Source organism: Bacillus sp. FSL K6-6540 (genome assembly GCF_038007545.1).
Genome location: NZ_JBBOXH010000001.1, coordinates 3,558,058 through 3,579,911, shown reverse-complemented (window position 1 = coordinate 3,579,911; position 21,854 = coordinate 3,558,058). Strand labels below are relative to the sequence as shown.

General features: G+C 54.5%; 9 protein-coding genes. 7 read left to right on the top strand and 2 right to left on the bottom strand.

The window, feature by feature from the left end; translation table 11 throughout:
* Positions 1–217: 217 nt before the first annotated feature.
* Positions 218–1,549 (bottom strand): ABC transporter substrate-binding protein, encoded by a 1,332-nt coding sequence (locus tag MHH82_RS15725; RefSeq protein ID WP_015735301.1) that lies wholly within the window; start codon positions 1,547–1,549, stop codon positions 218–220.
* A 755-nt stretch (positions 1,550–2,304) separates the two neighbouring features.
* Positions 2,305–3,198: an AraC family transcriptional regulator gene (locus MHH82_RS15720; protein ID WP_015735300.1), complete on the bottom strand. Its 894-nt coding sequence runs from the start codon at positions 3,196–3,198 to the stop codon at positions 2,305–2,307.
* Between the two features lie 169 nt (positions 3,199–3,367).
* Between MHH82_RS15720 and MHH82_RS15715 the strand changes: the two genes are divergently transcribed.
* The 7 genes from MHH82_RS15715 (at position 3,368) to MHH82_RS15685 (ending at position 21,847) form a co-directional block, all read left to right on the top strand.
* On the top strand, positions 3,368–4,675 hold the full coding sequence (locus MHH82_RS15715; protein WP_015735299.1) for an alpha-L-fucosidase: 1,308 nt from the start codon (positions 3,368–3,370) through the stop codon (positions 4,673–4,675).
* A 948-nt stretch (positions 4,676–5,623) separates the two neighbouring features.
* Complete coding sequence (locus MHH82_RS15710) at positions 5,624–8,863, top strand: glycoside hydrolase family 2 TIM barrel-domain containing protein (protein WP_145036387.1); 3,240 nt, start codon at positions 5,624–5,626, stop codon at positions 8,861–8,863.
* Complete coding sequence (locus MHH82_RS15705; protein ID WP_340966658.1) at positions 8,863–10,908, top strand: beta-galactosidase; 2,046 nt, start codon at positions 8,863–8,865, stop codon at positions 10,906–10,908. Before MHH82_RS15710 ends, MHH82_RS15705 begins: the two co-directional genes overlap by 1 nt.
* Positions 10,909–10,913: 5 nt before the next feature.
* Positions 10,914–13,322, top strand: a complete 2,409-nt coding sequence (locus MHH82_RS15700) for a glycoside hydrolase family 95 protein (protein WP_340966657.1) — start codon at positions 10,914–10,916, stop codon at positions 13,320–13,322.
* 47 nt (positions 13,323–13,369) lie between these two features.
* Positions 13,370–16,483 carry a glycosyl hydrolase 2 galactose-binding domain-containing protein gene (locus tag MHH82_RS15695; protein ID WP_340966656.1) on the top strand — a complete coding sequence of 1,038 codons (3,114 nt, stop codon included), beginning with the start codon at positions 13,370–13,372 and terminating at the stop codon, positions 16,481–16,483.
* Positions 16,480–18,729, top strand: a complete 2,250-nt coding sequence (locus MHH82_RS15690) for a glycosyl hydrolase family 95 catalytic domain-containing protein (protein ID WP_340966654.1) — start codon at positions 16,480–16,482, stop codon at positions 18,727–18,729. The genes MHH82_RS15695 and MHH82_RS15690 overlap by 4 nt, the downstream gene beginning before the upstream one ends.
* Before the next feature lie 37 nt (positions 18,730–18,766).
* Positions 18,767–21,847, top strand: a complete 3,081-nt coding sequence (locus MHH82_RS15685) for a family 78 glycoside hydrolase catalytic domain (protein WP_340966651.1) — start codon at positions 18,767–18,769, stop codon at positions 21,845–21,847.
* Positions 21,848–21,854: the final 7 nt, after the last annotated feature.

Genomic DNA, 21,854 nt, shown 5'->3' with positions numbered 1-21,854 from the left:
TAAACCATGCAAGCAGCCGGTCTCGCGATCGGCTAACTTTTTTAGTTGAAATAAGGGGAAGGGGGAGAAAAGTTGGTGGGTACATCTCACTAATTTCATCGCAGGTTAAATCAAAGCAGTTGGTCACCAGGGGGAGCAGATTGCCCTCTATCGCCATAGTTGAATGGATCGCGATAGGAAACCCCCGACTCCATATTCAGAGTCGGGGGTTTTCCCGTTACTTCAATTTTTCCATTTCCTGATCAACCGTTTGTTGCCCCAGTTCTTGTACCTCTCTTAGGATTGTATTGACATCTTTTTGCCCTGTTACAAGTTCAGTTACTTTGTCATTCATTAAGTCAACGATGTGATCTTCTAATGGATGTAATTGACGCATTGGAGCATTTCCGTTCACATACACTGCGTCGAAGTTTTTATCTTGGTCTGGATGGTTTTCAAATGCAAGATCTTTAACCTGCTGTGATTTCAATGGAGAAATCTTTCCTTTTTTTGATACTTCCATTTGGAACTCTTCAGACGTTAAATATTTTAAAATTTGCATTGCCGCATCTTTATTTTCGGAAATGGAAGTAATACCAGCATAGTTGGCGTAAGGTTGAGTGCCATTATCCGGAAGATCTTTGAAGACCGGCATCGAAACCATGTCCCAGTTCAGCGGAAGTTGTTCTTGCGAAACCGCGATCCATTCGGTTAAAAATACATACATGGCGGAAACGCCTGCTGCTCCTCTAAAGTGATCATGACTTGGGAAATTTGCTTTAGCCATTTCCTGCACGCCAGGATTTCTGCTCAATTCAGTGAAGAGGTTAAGAATCCTCTTCCAATTATCGTTGTCTACCGTCACCTTGTTCGTTTCCGGATCAATGAAACCTTGCGATAAGGAATTCATGCGGAAGTAGTGCTTCGGAGACATCCAAAGTCCCATATACTGCGTTCCGTTTTCATTCCGATCGAATTGATGGGCGAGTGCAAACGTCTCCTCCCACGTCATGCCATCTTTCGGATATGGAATCCCGAATTTGTCGAATAAATCTCGGTTATAGAACAAAACAAGAGAATCGTTAAAAATAGGAAGGCCGTAAAGTTGGTTATCAAACGTGGCAGATTCAATAAACCCCGGGGCAAACGAAGCTAAGTCAACTCCATGTTTTTTAGCTAGCTCCGTCATATCATAAGTCAACTTCATCGGTTCGTATGCATTCAAAAATCCACCGGCTCTTGTGAAGTAAATATCAAACTTCGTTTGAGCGGCTACTAGTTGTTCCAATGAAAGTCCTCTATTCGAAATATGGTTAATCGTGTATGTAGGGAACTTTTTCTTCACGTAACTCCCTACATTTGCTTCAAATTCTTCATCGGAAAATATTGTAGAAAATGTGACTTCGGCATTTTCCGGCGCCGGAGGTTCTGCTGTCGGATCATTACCGCCCGACGGCGCAACAGTACCCTCAGTATTAACAGTACCTTCAGTATTACCGTTAGTACAAGCTGCAATTATACTTAAAATCAGAATAATTACCAACAGCAGTCCCATTCTTCTTTTCAACATTTCGTTTTCCCTCCCTTAGTTTGAAGTGGATAATCCTAAACCCCGAATCCAGACCACCCCCTCTCAAAGTCTGTGCCGTTGCCTGTAAGCGCATACAAGTTTTGCGTTCGCGTTTGCAAGTATCTGGCACTATTGTATAGGAGTGTTTCCATCAAAAATATACGGCTATAATCGTAAATATAGGGCGATCGAATCTATTGTTGATTCTCGGAACCGGGTATTGGACGGTGCTGCTCTTAATCGACAGCCCATCAAGAGGGACGATACGAGAACGCTGTGGATTATGATATCAAAAGGAAATGCAAAAAAAACAGGACCGCTTCCCTGAAACTGGAACGCGTTCCGAGTCTTTACTTGCTATCCATGTTGGACAATGCCGTTAAGCTAGGCAAGTATCGGATTGATTAAGTCGGCCAGTTTTGGAGCAATCCCTCTAAGATAGGGCAAGAAGGTTTTCTTCCTTATGTTGAAGTGAAGAAAGAACAGAATATTAATCTGCTCGGAATGGCTTATTTTAAAGACGCAAAGATGGTAGAGACAATAAAGCCGTTTGAAATTGCAGGGTATATGGGAATTAAAGGGCGGCGAGTTTCTTGAGGGGATAAGGAGATCGGGTCTAAGGAGCGCTGACAAGAGGCTTACAAAAATTTGAAGTAAGCGTATATACAGAGGTCCGGCGAGTCGGCCGAGATCGTCTTCGAGCTGGATCGGCGGGCGTTCTCCATCTGGAGCACACCCGCCAATCGATGTGCGGTTTATGAGAGTCCCCGCGCATACCGCTTCCGGCATTGCGAAGGGGAATGCCTCTTGTACTGCCTGAACATTTGACTGAAATAATTGACGCTGCCGAAGCCGACTTTAAACGCGATTTCCGTGATCGGATCGGAGGAATGGATTAATAATTGCTCGGCGGCGTTGATTCGGAGCAAATTGACGTACTCCACGAACGTCTTGCCGGTTACCTTCTTAAAGGTTCTGCAAAAGTGGTATTCGCTCAAATTGACGATGCCGGCTGCTTGCTGTACGGTGAGCTTCTCTGGATAATGCCGCTCCACAAACGCTATAAGCTCTTTGAATCTATCGGTTAATTCCGCGCCTACCGTATCTGCGGAACCGGTTGGTCCATGCAGATGGTGATGGCGGGATAAATGTACGAGCAGCAGATGCAGCATGGACTGGATCGCAACCTGATAGCCTATAGCCTGCTGCTCGTATTCGGCGATCATCTGCTTGACAATACCAGCGATGAGCGAATTATACGCATCCGTTACCGGCAGAAGGATGGGAAAAAAACGTTTTCCGGAAGCATAAGGATTTGTGATTTGCACATGACTGGAGCCTGCCACTCGGCTTTCGGCTAGCACGGAATGAAAGACCAGCGCGTAATATTCCACCTGATGCTCGTCATCCGCAAACCCCGTATGGATCATGCCCTTGTTCACGAACATCAAATCGCCAGGTTCCGGTTTAACCGTCTCGGAGCCGATATAGAAGGTCGCGTTTCCCCTGATAAAATAGATGAGTTCCAAGTCATCATGCCAATGCAGGTGCAGTACTTCCTTGCCGGGCGGAATGATGTGGAAGACGTCAAACGGAAAGTCCTGATCGCGATGCGGGACGTCTTGCTTGATTTGATAAGGATTTGTCATGCCGCAGTCCCCTCGAAAAGCAATATCCCTTAACTTTACAGCAATATCAGCTAGAGAACTTTTAATAGGAAGCATCTATAATTATAGACTATCAACTGCTGGAATGAAAGTAATGAAAGCGATATCCAAAACAAGAACAGCCAAATAACGGTTACGGGAGGATTATCGAATGGGATTTGAAATTGAGCAGACAACAGGGGATTCAAGCTGGTATACGCATGATCGTTTCGGCATGTTCATTCATTGGGGCTTGTACTCGCTGGGCGCCAGGCACGAGTGGATGAAGGGCCGGGAATTTATGACGAATGAGCAGTACGACAAATATTTCAAGCGCTTTGACCCGGATTTGTATGATCCCGAGCTATGGGCTACTCTTGCATCGGACGCCGGCATGAAATATTTCGTAGTCACCACGAAGCATCATGAAGGCTTTTGCTTATGGGATTCGGCTCTGACTGATTACAAAGCGACCAACACGCCGGCAGGCCGAGACCTGCTGACGCCGATGATAGAAGCATTCAAGTCAAAGAACATTAGGCCGGGACTGTATTACTCCCTGTTGGATTGGCATCATCGGCATTATACGCTCGATGTCAAACATCCGCTTCGATATAATAAGGAGTTTCTGGAAGACCAGAAGCACCGCGAATGGCAGAAGTATGTCGACTACATGCATGAGCAGACGAGGGAGCTGCTGACTAAATTCGGCAAGATTGATTTGATGTTTTTCGATTTCTCTATCCCGTCGGAACAAGGCTTCCCTGGCAAAGGCAAGGAAGAGTGGCAAAGCGAGAAGCTGGTGAAGCTTATTCGCGAGCTGCAGCCGCATATTTTGCTGAATGATCGCCTGCAGGTGAAAGGGGACATCACGACGCCGGAGCAATATCAACCGCGCGAGTGGATTCAAACGAACGGCAAGCGCGTTGTCTGGGAGGCGTGTCATACCTTCAGCGGCTCATGGGGGTATTACCGCGACGAAGAAACGTGGAAGAGCGTCGACACCCTTGTGAAAATGTTAATAGACACGGTAAGCAAGGGAGGCAATCTGCTTCTTAACGTCGGACCGACAGGTCGAGGTGAATTCGATGAACGTGCCATCGATCGTTTGAAGGGCATTGGCGAATGGATGAAACGCCACAGCAAGTCGATTTATGGCTGTACGGCCGCGCCGGAGGAGCTTCAATGTCCGGAAGATTGCCGTTTTACCTACAATCCGGAGAACAACCGTCTTTATCTGCACGTTTACAGCTGGCCTTTCAAGCATATTCATCTGCGCGGTTTGACGGGCATGGTGGAATATGCACAACTGCTGAACGATGCTTCTGAAATTAAAATGAAGCAAGGCGAAGAGGAAATGACGATGGAAGCGGGCGCTTTCAACGAGGGAAGGCCGCGCGATATCCTGACGCTGCTGCTGCCGGTCAAGAAGCCGAACGTAACCGTCCCTGTCATCGAGCTTTTCTTGAAAAGCCGATGAGTAGACCGAAGCTGGGGTTGCAGGGGCCGGTCATCGCCTGGCAGGACTCATGAGCCGGGGGAGTCGAGACACTATTTTTAACTAGCTGGTAGACGAATATGGCAATCTGTTATAGCAATTTTGTTACTGCAACCTGTCTAAGTAACCTATCAAAGTAACCTATCAAAGTGACCAGTCCTAGCAAACCTGTCTTAGCAACCTACCCTCAACAGAGCGGAGGTTGCTTTTGTTTTTTTAAAATATATGGCTCATGGAGGCTTTCAGACTCTAACGGTCACCACGGAGCCTAATCGCCTTTAAATGGCCTCCTTCCGGATGTCACGTTTGCAGTGAAGCTTATTCGGCTGAAAGTAGGTCATTTTTGCGGATTTTGGTCATATAGCGTTCCTCATACAGGATGAAAAGCGCTCAAACAGGCCATTTAAGCGCTGTGGTAACCGTTGAATGCTGGAGAATCACTCCAACAGTGGTCTGCACATCGAGTGGGGCATTGTAGTCGAAATTAATGCTACATTCGGTGGTCTGAACGTCCAACGGGGGCATTGTGGTCGAAATTTATGCTACATTCAATGGTTTTCACGTCCAGTGGGCGCATTATGATCATAGATTTCGGCGGTCTAGTCGCTGCGTAGACGTGGATAGCATCGGCCGTTTCACCTTCGTGAAACCCCCCTATAAACACGGTTGAATTAGCCTATAAACGAAGTCTTGAAACCGTGTAAAGTGGTCTTCAAACAACAGAAGCATTTTACCCGCAAAAGGCTGTCATAAAGTAACGGGGAGGGCATTGCCTTTTCGGACGATCTTCTGCATTGGACGAAGTATCCCGAGCCGATTATTACGGTCGGCCAACAGTTGGATATGCGGTTTATAGCACGGATCCGGGCGCCTATCTCTTTCACGCAGCGATAGATGCCACGAAATTAGAAGTCAAGGAGCTGTAGAGACATGAGATTGCGATTCAATCAGGAGTCGCCGGATTATGAGAACCCGGACGTTTTGCAGATCCATGCCGAGCCGGCGGATGCGCGGGGCATTCCTTATCAAGATAGGGAGACGGCGCTGGCGGCAGCCGCAACCTGTGACAAGAACGCCTCCTCGTACGTCCAAATGCTTAACGGCGAATGGAAGTTCCATTACGCGGCATGCCCCCAGGATGCGCCGGAGCGGTTCTATGACGAATCGTTCGAGGGTGAGGATTGGGACGCCATTCCGGTGCCGTCGAACTGGCAGCTTCTCGGCTATGGAACGCCGTTGTACAGCAGCAGCAAATATCCGTTTCCGGTTGATCCGCCATTCATACCGAAGCAGAACCCCACAGGCTCTTACCTGCGAACGTTCGAGCTGCCGGAGCAAAGGGCGGGCGGCGACGTTTTTCTTGTATTTGAAGGCGTAGACTCCTCCTTTCACGTGTGGGTCAACGGCGAGGAAGCGGGCTTCGGTCAAGGCAGCCATAACCGGATGACGTTCAAGGTGACGGACTTGATCCGCCCAGGCGTCAACAAGCTGGCCGTTCGCGTCTACCAATGGTCAACCGGCAGTTACTTGGAGGATCAGGACAAGTGGCGGCTAAGCGGCATATTCCGCGAAGTTTACCTGCTGAGCTCGCCGTCGGCGGTCCGTCTGCGCGACGCCCGTATCCGGACACGGCTGTCCGAGTCGTACGACAGCGGCGTGCTCGAGCTTGGCTTAAGACTTGCGGCGTCTTCCGGCAGCAATGGGGAGGGCTATCAGATCAGGGCCGAGCTGCTGGATGACCACGAATCGACGGTCACGGCCAGCGTTGCCGGCGTTCCCTGCCAGATCGGGAGCTCACCGGAAGCAGACATCGCCGTAGAGCTTCCTGTTAGCGCTCCCAAGCTGTGGTCGGCGGAAGAGCCGAATCTTTATACGCTCCTCGTCACCTTATCCGGCGCGGAAGGACAAGCGGAGGAGGTATACCGGTACGCGGTCGGCTTCCGGGATATCCGGGTGCGGGACGGACGGCTCCTGGTCAACGGCAGGCCGGTCATCATCCGCGGGGTGAACCGGAACGAATTCGATCCCGAGCTCGGCCGCGTCATGACGATGGAAGCGATGATCGAGGACATCGAGCTGATGAAGCGCCACAACATCAATACGGTGCGATGCTCGCATTATCCGAATGACGAGCGCTGGCTCGACCTGTGCGACCGCTACGGCCTGTTCGTCGTCGACGAAGCGGACCTGGAGACGCACGGCTGCGTCTTTCTCGGCGAAATCAGCCGATGGATCGACAATCCCGATGAAAAAACAGCTTTCGAAAGCCGCCTGGCGAACGACCCGGCATGGAAGGAGGCGTTCATGGACCGGATCGTCCGGCTTGTCGAGAGGAACAAGAACCACCCGTCCGTCATCATCTGGTCGCTCGGCAACGAATCGGGCTACGGAGCGAATCACGCTGCGATGGCGGCTTGGGTACGGGAGAACGATCCAACGCGGCCGGTCCATTACGAGCGGGCTTACGATGCGCCCGTCGTAGACATTGTGAGCAGCATGTACCCTTCTGTGGATATGCTGATTGCGGAAGGCGAGAAATCGAACGAGACCCGGCCCTATCTGATGGTTGAATTCGGGCATGCGATGGGCAACGCGCTCGGCAACCAGAAGGAGTATTGGGATGCGGTTTTCCGTTATCCGCGTCTGTGCGGAGGCTTGATCTGGGAATGGGCGGATCTGTCCTTGCTCCGGTGGAAGCCGGGCGGCGGCTTCGAATACGCTTATGGAGGCGACTTTGGCGACAGCCCCAACAGCGGTCACTTCTGCGTCGACGGCTTGTTGTTTCCAGACCGTACCGTCAAGCCGGCGCTTCTGGAGTTCAAGAAGGCCATCGAGCCGGTCAATGTGCTGCCGACCGATACGGATCGTCTGCTTCGGATCCGCAACCGGTACGATGTTGTCACGCTGGAGCATTTGGCGGTCAAATGGATCGTTTACCGGGAGGGAGTGGCGGTAGAGGAGGGAGAGCTGCAGCCGCTTGCGATTGCCGCGGGAGAAGAAGCGTTCGTCGCCGTTCCTTACCGGACGAATCCGGAGCTGAATCAGGAGCAGGAGCGAAGCGGCGGCAGAGAATATTGGCTCCATCTGAGCTTCACGCTCCGCGAGGAGACATGCTGGGCGCCTGCGGGGCATGAAGTGGCGTGGGCGGATATTCCTTTGACTTCATCGGCGGCAACAGGAGCTTCCTTGCAGTCTGTATCGCAATCGGCGATGAGCGCCGTCGCCTTAGAAGATGGAAGCCGGTACGTCAAGGCAAGCGGAGCAGGGTTTTCGTTAACGTTCGACAAAGTAACCGGCGCGCTGGACCGTTGGGAGCATGACGGCTTACCCCTGCTGGAGTCGGGGCCCCGCATCCAGCTGTGGAGGGCGCCGGTCGACAACGATGTTCATCTTGCGAAAAAGTGGCGGGAGGCCGGCTATCATGAGCTGGAGGCCCACGTCAGAACGATGGAAGCCCGCCATGCCGCTGGCGGGCGAGCCGTCCAGGTGCGGATGGAGACGGTCCTTGGGGTGAACGGCTTGCGGCCGGCGTTCGCGGCCGTTCAGCTCTACACCGTCTTCGGCAGCGGAGACGTGACGGTCGAAACGAGGCTCGAACCGCTCAAGGAAGGGCTTCCGCCGCTGCCCAGGGTTGGACTCCGGTTCGTGATGCCATCACGGTTCGGTCATATGTCCTGGCTTGGCCTCGGTCCTCACGAATGTTATGCGGACCGCAAGGAAAGCGGCAAGCTGGGCTTGTACGAAGGAACCGTCGGCGAACAGGTTGTTCCGTACATTAAACCCCAGGAGAACGGCAGCAAGGCCGATGTCCGCTGGGCGAGCCTGACCGATGCTGGCGGAGCCGGGCTATTGGTTACGGGGACGGATGCCCCGCTCGGCCAGTTCGGCGCACGGCCGTATTCGACCGAAGCTTTGGGCGCCGCCCGGCATCATTCGGATTTGAAGCTTCTCGGCGCGACGGAAGTCAGCGTCGACTGGCGCCAGTCGGGGCTCGGCAATCACAGCTGCGGCTATGCGCCGACCCTGCCGGATTATTTGATCCCGGCAGAGCCGGTCTCGTTCACGATTCGATTGAAGCCGATCGTTGCGGGTCCGGAGCGGGACAACGGCGCTAGGCTGCGATTGCCGGAGCGGATCGAGTGGGAAACAAAGGAGAAGGAGCGAGTGTAATGAACGGTTTGCCTAATAAGATACTGTACGGCGGGGACTACAACCCGGAGCAATGGGCTCGCGGCGTGTGGGAAGAGGACATGCGGCTGTTCAAGCTCGCCGGAATCGACATCGCCACCGTCAACGTTTTCTCCTGGGCGCGCAATCAGCCGGACGAGGAGACGTACCGCTTCGAATGGCTGGACGACGTCCTCGATATGCTGCACGCAAATGGGGTTCGCGCTTGCCTCGGGACCGGCACCGCGGCCCATCCCGCCTGGATGGCGCGCGCGTATCCGGACGTGCTGACCGTGGACTCGCAGGGCCGCAAGAAAAAGTACGGACGGCGTCATAATTCCTGCCCGAACAGCCCGACCTTCCGCCTCTATTCGGAGCGGATGGCGCGGAAGCTGGCGGAACGGTACAAGGATCACCCGGCTTTGCTGCTGTGGCATGTCAACAACGAGATGGGCTGGCGGTGCTATTGCGACAACTGCGAGCAGGCGTTTCGAGTCTGGCTGCGGGAGCGCTATGAAACGCTCGATGCGCTTAACAACGCTTGGTACACCTCGTTCTGGGGCCATACGTTTTACGACTGGGAGGAGATCGTGCTGCCGAGCCAGCAGAGCGAGCATTTCAGCGCGTTCGGCCATGAAGCGACGGCTTTCCCGGCGATGTCGATCGATTACGACCGTTTCAACTCCGACAGCTTTTTGGCCTGCTACCAATTGGAGCGCGACGCGATTAAAGCCGTCATTCCGGATGCGGTCGTGACGACCAATTTCCAGAGCAACGGCACCTATAAGCCGCTAGATTATTTCAAATGGGCCAAGGAGATGGATGTCGTCGCACTGGACAGCTATCCGGAGAGCGGCACGCCGATGAGCCAAATTGCGATGCGGCACGATCTGATGCGGGGGCTGAAACAAGGCAAGCCGTTCCTGCTGATGGAACAGAGCCCCAGCCAATTGAACTGGAGGGAAGTCAATCCGCTTAAGCGGCCCGGCGTCATGCGGCTGTGGAGCTACCAGGCGGTCGCGCGCGGCGCGGAAGCGGTCATGTTTTTCCAGCTCAGACGATCCGCGGGCGCCTTCGAGAAGTTTCACGGGGCCGTTATCGACCATGCCGGCCATGAGCATACGCGCGTCTTCCAGGAATGCGCCGAGCTAGGACAAGAGCTGCAGCGATTGGGCGATGCGCTGATCGGAGCGAGAACGGCTTCGAAGGTTGCCATCGTGTTCGATTGGGACAATTGGTGGGCGCTCGAGCATTCCAGCGGGCCAACGACGCGGCTCAAATATTTGCAGCAGATTCAGCGCTATTACGATGCCTTCTACAGTCTTAACGTGCAAGTCGATATGATCGGCACGGAGACAAGGCTTGACGAATACGCGCTGGTCGTTGCGCCCGTGCTGTACATGGTCAAACCGGGCTTCGCCGAGAAACTGGAGACGTATGCGGCTAGCGGCGGCACGTTCGTGACGACGTTCTTTAGCGGCATCGTGCAGGAAACCGATCTGGTGACGCTCGGCGGTTATCCCGGCGAGCTTCGGAAGCTGCTCGGCATCTGGGTGGAAGAAATCGATCCGCTGTTTCCGGGCCAGTCGAATTTTCTCGTCATGCAAGGAAAAACCAGCCTGCCGGCTGTCACGTATAGCTGCTCATTAATATGCGAGCGTCTGCATACGGAGGGCGCGGAAACCGTCGCCGTTTATGGCGCGGATTTCTATGCAGGGATGCCCGCGATTACGCGCAATACATTCGGCAAGGGTGAAGCCTGGTACATATCGTCCGATCCGGAAGAACGGTTTTTGATCGATCTGTTCTCCGAGCTGACGACCAGGAACAATATCGTTCCGGTTGCCGCGACGCCTCCCGGCGTGGAAGCGAGCGCCAGGGTGAAGGACGGCAAAAGGTACTTGTTTCTGCTAAACCATAATGACCAGCCGGCGAAGGTCAATGTTGGCAAGGCGCCGCTGCGCGAGCTGCTCGGTGGCTCGGACGTGAGCGGGGAAGCCTCGCTTCCCGCCCACGGCGTCTGGATTCTGGAAGAGCGAACGGAGTGATGGGTATGAAGACGGTTGACGGTTTGGGAACATACGAAGGAATGCTGTGGTATCGCAATCCTGCTGCGGAATGGGTGGACGCGCTCGCCGTAGGAAACGGCCGGCTGGGAGGCATGGTGTACGGCGGGATTTTTCGGGAACGCATCTCGCTAAACGAGGATACGTTATGGTCGGGACATCCGTACGATCCGAATAACCGGGAGGCGGCAGCCTATTTGGAGACGGTACAGAAGCTCGTATTCGAAGGGAAATACCCGGAAGCCCAGCGGACGATCGAAGAGCATATGCTGGGGCCGTGGTCCGAGTCCTATCAGCCGCTAGGCGACTTGTATCTCGAGCTGGAGGAGACCGGCAAAGCGGAGCATTACAGGCGCGAGCTTGACCTGAACGATGCGGTCTGCCGGACGCGGTTTACATTGAACGGGGTTCGGTATGTGCGCGAAACGTTCGTTTCCGCGGTCGATCAGGTCATGGTCGTGCGTTTTACCGCCGATCAGCCCGGCCGGATAGCCGTTTCTGCATCGCTTGACAGTCAGCTGCGGCATCAGGCGCTCCGGGTCTCCGCCGATAAGCTTGCGATGAAGGGACGAAGCCCGTCGCATGTGGAGCCGCTTCATGCCCGGAGCAACGATCCGGTCATCTATGAGGAAGGACGGGGCATCCGCTTCGAGGCGCAGCTGCTCGCCCTGCCGGAAGGCGGAGCGACGACGGAGGACGGGGAAGGACGGATCCGGATCGAAGGCGCGGACGCCGTAACCTTCCTCCTGGCGGCGTCGACCAGCTTCAATGGGTTCGACAAGAATCCCGTCCTGGAGGGGCGAAACCCCGCCGAGCTATGCCGCTCCTGCCTGGATGCGGCTGCCAAGCTTTCCTACGGCGAGCTGCTGGACCGGCACGTCCAGGATTACAGGGCGCTATACGGACGGGTGGAGCTTGAGCTTGATGCCCCCGGTCTGCAGCATCTGCCGACCGACGAACGAATTCGGGCGCTTCGCGAAGACAAGAGAGACGAGCAGCTAGCCGTTCTATTTTTCCAATTCGGAAGGTATTTGCTTCTATCGTCGTCCCGGCCGGGAACGCAAGCGGCGAACTTGCAAGGGATCTGGAATCAGTCGATGAGACCGCCGTGGTCGTGCAACTATACGGTCAACATTAATACGCAAATGAATTATTGGCCAGCCGAGGTATGCAATCTTGCGGAATGTCACGAGCCGCTCTTCCGTCTATTGGAGGACTTGCGGATTGCCGGCAGGGAAACGGCGTCTGCCCATTATAAGGCAAGAGGCTGGGTCAGCCATCATGCCGTTGACCTTTGGCGAATCACGACGCCGTCCGGCGGCCCGTCGGGCGGCCCCGCAAGCTGGGCGTACTGGCCGATGGGGGGAGCTTGGCTCAGCCAGCATGTATGGGAGCATTACAGGTTCGGGGGAGACCGGACGTTTCTGAGCCAGGTCGGCTATCCGATCATGAAAGAAGCCGCGTTGTTTTTCCTGGACTACCTCGTCGAGGATGCGGACGGCTACTTGGTTTCCAATCCGTCCACCTCGCCGGAGAATACATTCGCCTTGCCGGACGGACGTAAAGCGGCCGTCAGCATGGACGCCACGATGGATATTGCCTTGCTCCGCGAGCTCTTTGGAAACTGCATGGAAGCGTCCGACCACCTGGGGATCGATCGGGAGCTGCGCCTTGAACTGGCCGCTGCAAGGGCGCGCCTTCGCCCATTCCAGATCGGCCGCCGCGGACAACTGCAAGAGTGGTTCTCGGATTTCGAAGAAGCGGAGCCCGGGCACCGGCATATGGCCCATCTCTATCCGCTGCATCCGGGCGGCGAGCTCGACCATCGACGCACCCCCGAGCTTGCTAACGCTTGCCGGGTATCGATCGACCTTCGGCTGCAGCACGAAGGGGAAGACGCGGTAGGCTGGTGCTTCGCCTGGTTGATCAGCCTGTTCGCGAGGCTGGATGACGGCGAGATGGCGCATCGTTATTTGACCAAATTGCTTAAAAATCCGTTTGACAATTTGTTCAACGCCCACCGGCATCCGAAGCTGACCTTTTATCCGCTTACGATCGAAGCCAATCTCGGGGCGACGGCGGGGATTGCCGAGATGCTGCTGCAGAGCCATGCCGGCGAGCTCAACCTGCTGCCCGCGCTGCCGGAGGCGTGGAAGGGAGGCCGCGTATCCGGATTGCGGGCGCGCGGCGGCTTTACGGTATCGCTGGCATGGACGGATTGCGTCCTTAGCGAAGCCGTCATAGCATCGGCAAATGGCGAGCACTGCCGAATTCGAACCGATGGCAATGTGCAGGTAACCGCCGGAACGGAAGCGGTCGAGGTTCGCGAGATCGCTCCTTGCGTCGTGGAGTTTCGAACGGAGCCGGGCGTAACCTATACGATTACGCGGTGCTAGACAGGCGCCAGAGACTATCATTCTTTCTTGGAGAAGGAGGCATTTCATTGAAATCAACGCAGGTGAATCGTTCACAGACGGTGGATCCTTTCGCGGAAATCGCGCTTCGCGAGCATCCGCTTGTAAAGGAAGGCATGACCGAAATCCGGCCGCGCGAATGGACGAAGAGGTTGTTCGGGAGGGGGGAGACTACTGCCGAGCGAATGATCGAGCCGAGCTTCGAGGAACGGCTGAGCCGATTCGGGCAGGAATTGGCCGAGCTTCGCGAGCGATATCGCCCCTATCTAAGGCAGCTATCGCCGCCACCAGCCTATACCCGTCCCAACGGGAAGCTGACCAGCTTCGATTTCCGTTACGAGGAGGGAGGAAGCGGGGAATTCGCTCGCGTGCTGCGGGGCGAAGGCGAGTGGGAACAGGTCTCGATCCCCGACTTCCGCGGGCCGACGAAGGAGAAGGGACGCTGGACCGGCTATTATCGGACGACATTCGGCTATCCGAAGCCGCAAGCAGGAAGGAGAACGTTTCTTGTCTTCAAGGCTGTCGATTATGAAGCGGCCGTTTACGTGAACGGCAAATGCGTTGGTCGGCATGAAGGATTGTTTGCTCCCTTCGAGTTCGACATCACTTCTTTGCTTGAGGAGACCAACGTGCTCGTTGTCGAAGTGAAAAACGATTATCCGATGATGGGCGTCGGCGGCACGCGGCTCGATGGAGACAAGATGTACGCCGCCACGGGTCCGGGCTGGGACGAGCCGGTGTACGGCTGGCATCATTGCCCGCCCGGCGCGGGCATTTATAACCATGTGATTCTGGAGGAACGGGCGGAGCTGTTCGTAGACGACATCTTTATTAGACCCAATCCCGAGGACGGATCGTTTGAGGCGTGGATCGACGTCATGAACATGACGGCGGGTCTCATCGAAGGAGCCGAGCTGACGGTCGACGTTTTTGCGGACAATTTCGAGGGAGAAGGGCTCTCCGGCATTCGCTTCCCGATTGCTTATGCGGGTCCGGGCATGAACAATTACCGTTATAAAATCGCCTTCCCGGCATTCCGCAGCTGGGAACCGGACGCGCCGCGGGTATACCGGCTTAGGGCGAGTCTGGACCGCGAAGGGGAGCTGCAGGATGCCAAAGACCGTTGCTTCGGCATGAGATCCTTCAGGATGGACGAAGCGGCGACGCCGAAAGGGACGCTGTATTTGAACGGACGGCCGATTCTGCTGCGGGGCGCGAACGAGATGGGGCATCTCCAGCAATGCGTCATGCAAGGCGACGAAGGGCAGCTCATTGACGATATTTTGATTGCGAAGCTGGCCAATCTGAACTTTTATCGGATCACGCAACGACCGGTGCAAGAAGAAATTTACGATTACATGGACCGTCTCGGCATGATGAACCAATGCGATTTGCCGGCGTTCGGTTTTATCCGTCGAAACAAGTTCTGCGAGGCAGTGAGGCAATCTGCAGAGATGGAGCGGCTCGTACGCAGCCATCCGAGCGTCATTATGGTATCGCTGATCAACGAGCCATCCCGTCCCGCCAAGCGGGGCAAAGGACATCGGCATCTGTACCGGGACGAAATGGAAGCGTTCTTCGCATCGGCAAGGCATGCCATTTATATCGAGAATCCGGACCGCGTCGTAAAAAACGCGGAAGGCGATTATGATCCGCCGACGGAAACGGGGCTCTCCGATTATCACTGCTATACGATGTGGTATACGAATCATATGATCTCGTTCGGAGAGCTCTACAAGGGCGGGCTTCCGCCGCTCAAGAAGGATTGGAAGACCGGATGCGGGGAATACGGCTCGGAGGCGCTTGATCATCTTGCCCTCATGCACAAGCGCTATCCGCTTGAATGGCTGCCGGAGAACCCGGACGACCCTTGGATGCCGGACGCGATCGTCGACAGCCAGACGTATTCGCATCATGGCGATTGGTATCCGGAAGCCGACCGCATCGGAGACTGGATCGAGCGGAGCCAGCGATACCAGGCATTCGTCACAAGGCTGATGACCGACGCGATCCGCCGGCGCGCCGATCTGATCGTGCAGTCAGCCATCCATCTGCTCATCGACGCTTGGCCGTCGGGGTGGATGAAATCGCTTGTCGGAGCCGACCGGGTGCCGAAGCCGGCCTATTTTGCTTACAAAGACGCTCTGGAGCCGCTGCGGGTACATTGGCGGAGCGACCGATGGCGCGCATATGCAGGCGAACTTCTCGAGCTGGAAGCCTGGCTGCTTAATGATACGCCCGATGATTATCAAGGCATGAAGCTAGTCGCGATGCTTCGGAGCGAGACCGAGGATTACGCTTCCTTCGAGCTGGAAGCCGACATCGGCGGCGCCGATTCCGCTTATGTCGGCTCCGTGCCGTTTGTCATGCCGGCGGTCGATAGACGCCGCACGCTTCAAGCGGACATATCCGCCTATAATCGTGCCGGAGAACTGCTCAACAGCGAGCGGTTCGACATCGAGGTATTCCCGAACGACGTTACGTTCGTCTATGGCGAACCTACAGCCGTGGTAAATGCGGCAGCGATCGGAACCGCAGCGGAAGCGCTGCTCGCCGCGATGGGCTTGCCTTGCCGGACTTATGAAGCCAGCCTCCCTTTCGACGTGATCTTCTTATCTTCAGTGGAGGCATTCCGTCTCCACGAAACCGAGATCGCGGGAAGGATCGAAGCGGGGGCAAAGGCGATCATCGTCCCGGACGAGGGAGGCGAAGCCGAATGGCGAATCGGAGATATCGCCGTGCGGCAGGAGAAAACGGGCAGCCTGTATACGCTGGCCTTCGACGAAGCCGATAAGCGGCTCGAGCGATTCGAGGCTTCCGATTTCCAATTCTTCTATAACCAAACCTTGGACCGAATAGACGCTCTGACCGGATGCGGTTGGTACGCGGAGTCTATGTCGCCGCTGCTTTATGCGTACGCGAAGCCGAAGGGCGGGACCCCATCGGGCGGAGCGCGCAAACGCAGAGTGCCTGTCGTCGGCTCGGTCCGGCACGGGCGCGGCGAGTTGATCTTTGTGGGACTTCGCCTCGAAGGACGGCTGGGCTGCAACCCGCCGCTTGACCAGCTCTTGCAAGAGTTGGTTGTCGGCTGCAGGCAAGGAAGAGGAGAGTTAACGATTCGAGAAGGAGGCGGAGGATTATGAAAGCCATTGAGATAAGTCCGTCCTATGATGTGCCGTGGACGCTGGACACCGGTTATTGTCATGACGGGATTCCGTTGTCGAACGGCGTGTTCGGCGCGTTGATCTGGTTCCAGGACCAGACCGTTATGCTAACGATCAATCGGGCCGATTATTGGGATCATCGCGGCGGAACGATCTGGCGGGACGATTGTACGTACGGCCAACTGAAATCGCTGCTGGAGAGCGGCGATTTCCAAGGCGCGCGGGAGCTCTTCCCGATTACGCTGATGAACGGCAAGGAGAAACGGCCGACGCGGCTGGCGATGGGACGGATCGAAGCGAGGCTGAAGCCGGATGTGCGATTGGTTTCGGCTAACCTGCATATGAACGAAGGCGAGGTCCGGGTGGTGTGCCGTCTTGGCGAACGCGAGCATGTTATCGATCTTGCCGTTCTGATCGATAAGCCGATGCTGCTGCTCTCGGGCGGCGAAGAGCTGTTCGAGAGCATAACGCCCGTACCGTCATATTCCTTCGAGAAAACGAAGGCGTACTTCGACGACTTCGGGATTCCGGCCCCTGAAGCAATAGAAGACGGCTGGGTGCAGGAGCTGCCGGAGGATCCGGCATGCGCCGTAAGGATGAGGCAGCGCGGGGGAACGCTCGCGATCGCCGCGGAATACGGCGCTGATCCGGAGCAGGCAATACAATCGGCAAACGCGCTGCTGAATTCGGTTTCTCCCTCTAACGGAGGGTATGCCGCCGCAACAAGTGAAACAAGAGAGCGTTGGCTGGCATTATGGCGGCAGGCGGCGGATATCTCCTTGCCCGACGCCGAGATTGAACGCATGTATTACTTGGGCATCTACCGGATGTTAGGCAATTCCATGCCGGGCAGGATCGCGCCGACGCTGCAAGGCCCTTGGGCGGAGGAATACCGGAATCCGCCATGGAGCTGCGATTATCACTTCAATATTAATGTTCAACAATGCTTATGGCCGGCATACGGTTCCAATTTGCTGGACAGCCTGAAGCCGCTGTTCTCCATGATCGATGGTTGGAAGCCGACGCTGGCGCTGAACGCCAAACGTTTTGTCGGCATCGATGACGGATATATGCTTGGCCATTCGGTAGACGACCGCGGCCGTCCGGTCGGCGGCATGTGGACAGGGACGATCGATCAGGCGAACACCTCGTGGGTCGCCCAGATGATGTGGCAGTATGCCCGGTATGCCGGAGACGAGGCATACTTGCTGGATGAAGTGATTCCATTCATGAGCAAGGCTCTTCGCGTATTCAGGGAAATGATGGAGACCGAAGGGGATCGCTATTCGCTTCCGGTAACCGTTTCGCCGGAATTCGGCGGCTCGTCGCAAGCCGGACTCGGCCGGAATTCGACCTTCTTTCTTGTCAATGTCCATTTCTTATGCGAAAAGCTGTTGGAGCTCGACGAAAAGTACGGAATCGATCCGGATGCCGCGGCCATGGCAGCCGACATCCGCGAGAAGCTGCCTCCCTACACGGCCGGACCGCGGCAATTCCAAGAGTTCGGCACGAAGCCCGGGCTCGAGCTGTATCTGTGGGAAGGACAGCCGCTCTCCGAATCGCATCGCCATCATTCTCATTTGGCCGGCATCTTTCCCTTCGACACCATCCAAATGGACGATCCTGCGCAGAAAGAGGCTGTCTCGAACGCTTATAAGTCATGGATCGACAAAGGCATGGGGCGATGGGCCGGCTGGTCGATGCCTTGGGCTTCGATCTTGCACAACCGGATGGGCCGTGCGGATATGGCGCTGCTTTCTCTACACCTGCTGAGGGAGGTGTTCATGATGCCGAGCTACGCGACCAGGCATAACGCCAACTATGAAGGCTTCTGCCAGTTTACCGGGGGCGATACCATGCAGGCAGAAGCATCGATCGCCGCGGCGGCGGCGGTATTGGAAATGTACGTGCAATGCGTCAGAGGAACCGTCCGGGTGTTCACGGGGCTGTCCCGGCGATTCAAAGACGCCTCGTTCGCGGGCATCCGGGTGGAGGGAGCGTTTCTGCTGTCGGGAAGCAAAGAAGGCGGAAAGGTAAAGCATGTTACCGTGTACAGCGAACGCAATGAAACGATCCGTCTCGTCAATCCATTCGGAGGTAGGGCGTTGATCAGGAAGGACGGGGCTGTTGTCGAGACGGAAGAGGCGATCATTAGCCTTAAGCTCCGCTCGGGCGAATGCGTCACGCTCGAGTCGGGAGTCCATTTGGTCACTCAATCTTCATAACGAAGCGCGCAAGATAACCTAGCGGGAGGAACTGGATTTGAGCAACCATGTATTGATTACAAATCTAAGAGTGGAACATAGGAGCAATCCAATCGGCATTGATGTAGAGGCGCCGCGTTTTAGTTGGATGATGAATTCCACCGAACGGGGACAGAAGCAGACTGCTTATCAGATTCTAGCAGCAACCATGCCGGAGAAATTGGCGGAAGACACTGCCGATTTGTGGAATAGCGGTAAAGTCGAGTCCAATGAATCGGTAGCGATCGCCTATATGGGCAAAACCTTGCAGCCAACGACTCGCTATTACTGGACGATCATCGTTTGGGATAAGAATGGTCACATGGTTAAAGCAAAAGAGGAGGCGTATTTTGAAACCGGATTACGGTCAACAGACGGAATAACGGGATGGGATGGGGCCAAGTGGATCGCGATGGATGGCAAGAAGCCTAAAAGCTCCGGGGCGCCGATGTTTAGAAAAGAAACGAAGTTGAACGGGGCGATCAAGCAAGCCAGACTGTATATTTCGGCATTGGGCGTATACGATGCCTATATCAATGGGCATAAGCTAGGGATTGTCAAAGAGGATGGCAGTTGCGTCTACGAGCTCATGCCTCCGGGCTGGACGAACTTCGATCAGACCATTAACTACATGACGTATGATGTTACCCCTTTTATAAGAGATGATGTGGCAACGCTAGCATTCACGCTAGGAAATGGGTGGTGGAATGGCCGAATTTCCAAGGCGCCGTCCCCTGAGAAACAAACGGTGTATTATAACGATGAACGGAATGATCTGGGGTTATTATGCAAGCTATTCATCACTTATGAAGATCAAACGACTCAAGCGATTGTGACGGATATCGATTCCGGCTGGAAGGCGACCGATACGGGTCCAGTGAGAGCCGACGATATTTATGACGGCGAATCGTATGATGCCACGATGGAACAGGAAGGCTGGACGGAAGCCGGTTTTGACGATTCACAGTGGCGCGAGGTCAAGCAGCATGATTATCGAAGCACCTTCCCGAATGTAAACGTGACATCGTATCATGGTCATACCGTGCAGATTATCGATGGTTTAGACCGTGTCCCTCAAGGAATTACCGTATATACCGACGTTGTCAATAAAGCTAGCGCAACCAGCCGAGGAGAAATCAAAGTCGACCATGCAAGAAGCGTTACGGACTTAGAGGTTGCCTGGCGAAGTGCCGTAACGATTGCTTCAGGCGATGTTGCGATCTATGATTTGGGACAAAACATGGTCGGCATTCCGAGGATTACGGTCCAGGGTCGGAAAGGGACTCAAATCAGCATTCGTTATGCGGAAATACTGAATGATTACAGCAATGGCGCAGACGGTCCGGCTGGCTCGATATATACCGCGAATTTGCGGAATGCGAAAGCATCGGATTACTACACGTTAAAAGAATCCGCGATGGAAGAAACCTACCAACCAACCTTAACCTATCATGGGTTCAGATATGTTGAAGTCGCTATTGTCGAGGGCGAATCCGTGCTGATTAAAAGTTTGACGGGGAAGGTAGCGATGTCGGCCCTTCCGGAAACGGGGAGTATTAAAACATCGCATCCGGATATCAATCAACTTTATAGCAACATTATGTGGGGGCAACGCGGTAATTATTTGTGGATTCCAAGCGATTGTCCGCAAAGAAACGAACGCGTAGGCTGGTCGGGCGATACGCAGTTATTTGCCAATACCGCTCTATATAATATGGATGCCGCCCTCTTTCTCGAGAATTGGATGGATATGCTCGTGGAAAATCAAGATACGTATGGAAACGGCGCGTTTACATCGACGGCTCCGAGCGGAAGGTATGCGAATTTCAGAGGTTTTGCCGGCAACGGCGGTTGGGCTGACGCGGGCATTGTCGTGCCGTGGACAGTATGGCAGATGACCGGGGATATAACCATCATTAGCAAAAATTATGAGGCAATGAACCGTCATATGGATTGGATCTATGAACAGACAGGCGAAACGTATAGAGGGACGGGAAGCATCGGGGACTGGTTGAACTTCCAAGGAACGGACCGGCAGCTCATGAGCGATGCTTATTACGCATATGATGCCAAGCTGATGGCGAGCATGGCTGAAGGAATCGGGAACAAGGATGACGTGGAGAAATACGAAACACTGTTCGAACATATTAAAACAGTCTTTATTCAAAACTATCTTCGTATCGATAAAGATGGAGCGTTAATGGTCCTGTCTTCAGGCGGTTATGCGTCATTGGAGTATGATGTCGACCCGGATCAAGTAGGCGTCGAGAACATTATTTTGGAAGACAATAGCCAAGCTGCGCTGCTATGGTGTTTGAAGTTAGGCTTCTATGAAAACGAAGTCCAAAAGCAGCAAATGATCGACTTGCTGGCCGACAACATCCAAAATAATGAGGCATACAAAGCAGCGCATCCAAACAGCTCGCGGGTCCATTATGCCGAGAACACCTTGTCTGTCGGATTCCTTGGCGTAAACGTGATCGCACCTGTTTTATCCGATGTTGGACTGACGGAGCTTGCTTATAAATTGTTGCTGCAAGATGCCATGCCATCATGGTTATATTCGGTAAAAAATGGGGCCACTACGGTTTGGGAACGTTGGAATTCCTATTCGGCTGAAGACGGTTTTGGCGATATACGCATGAATTCATATAATCATTACTCTTATGGCGCGATTGCGGAATGGATGTATAAATATATGGTCGGCATTGCCGCGGATTCAACGCAACCCGGCTTCAAGAACATTATCCTGCAGCCTCGTATCGACATAGACAAACAGATCACTTGGGTCAAAGGGTCATATGACTCTGTTCGCGGGGTGATTCGAAGCGAGTGGGAGCTAAACGGGGAACAATTCACATACTCCGTAACGATTCCAGCCAATACGACGGCCAAGCTTTATCTGCCGGCGGATCGCGAACAGCCTGTCTTGGAGGGCGGACGGACGATTCAAATGGCAGAAGGAGTTAGGTTTGTCGACTATACGAATGGCAGAGCGATCTATGAGCTTGAGTCCGGGAGCTATACGTTTACATCCGTTCTATCTCAGGATGCTGGGCGCGTTTCCTCTCGATTGATTAGGTCACCTAACTTGAACTGAAGGAGGA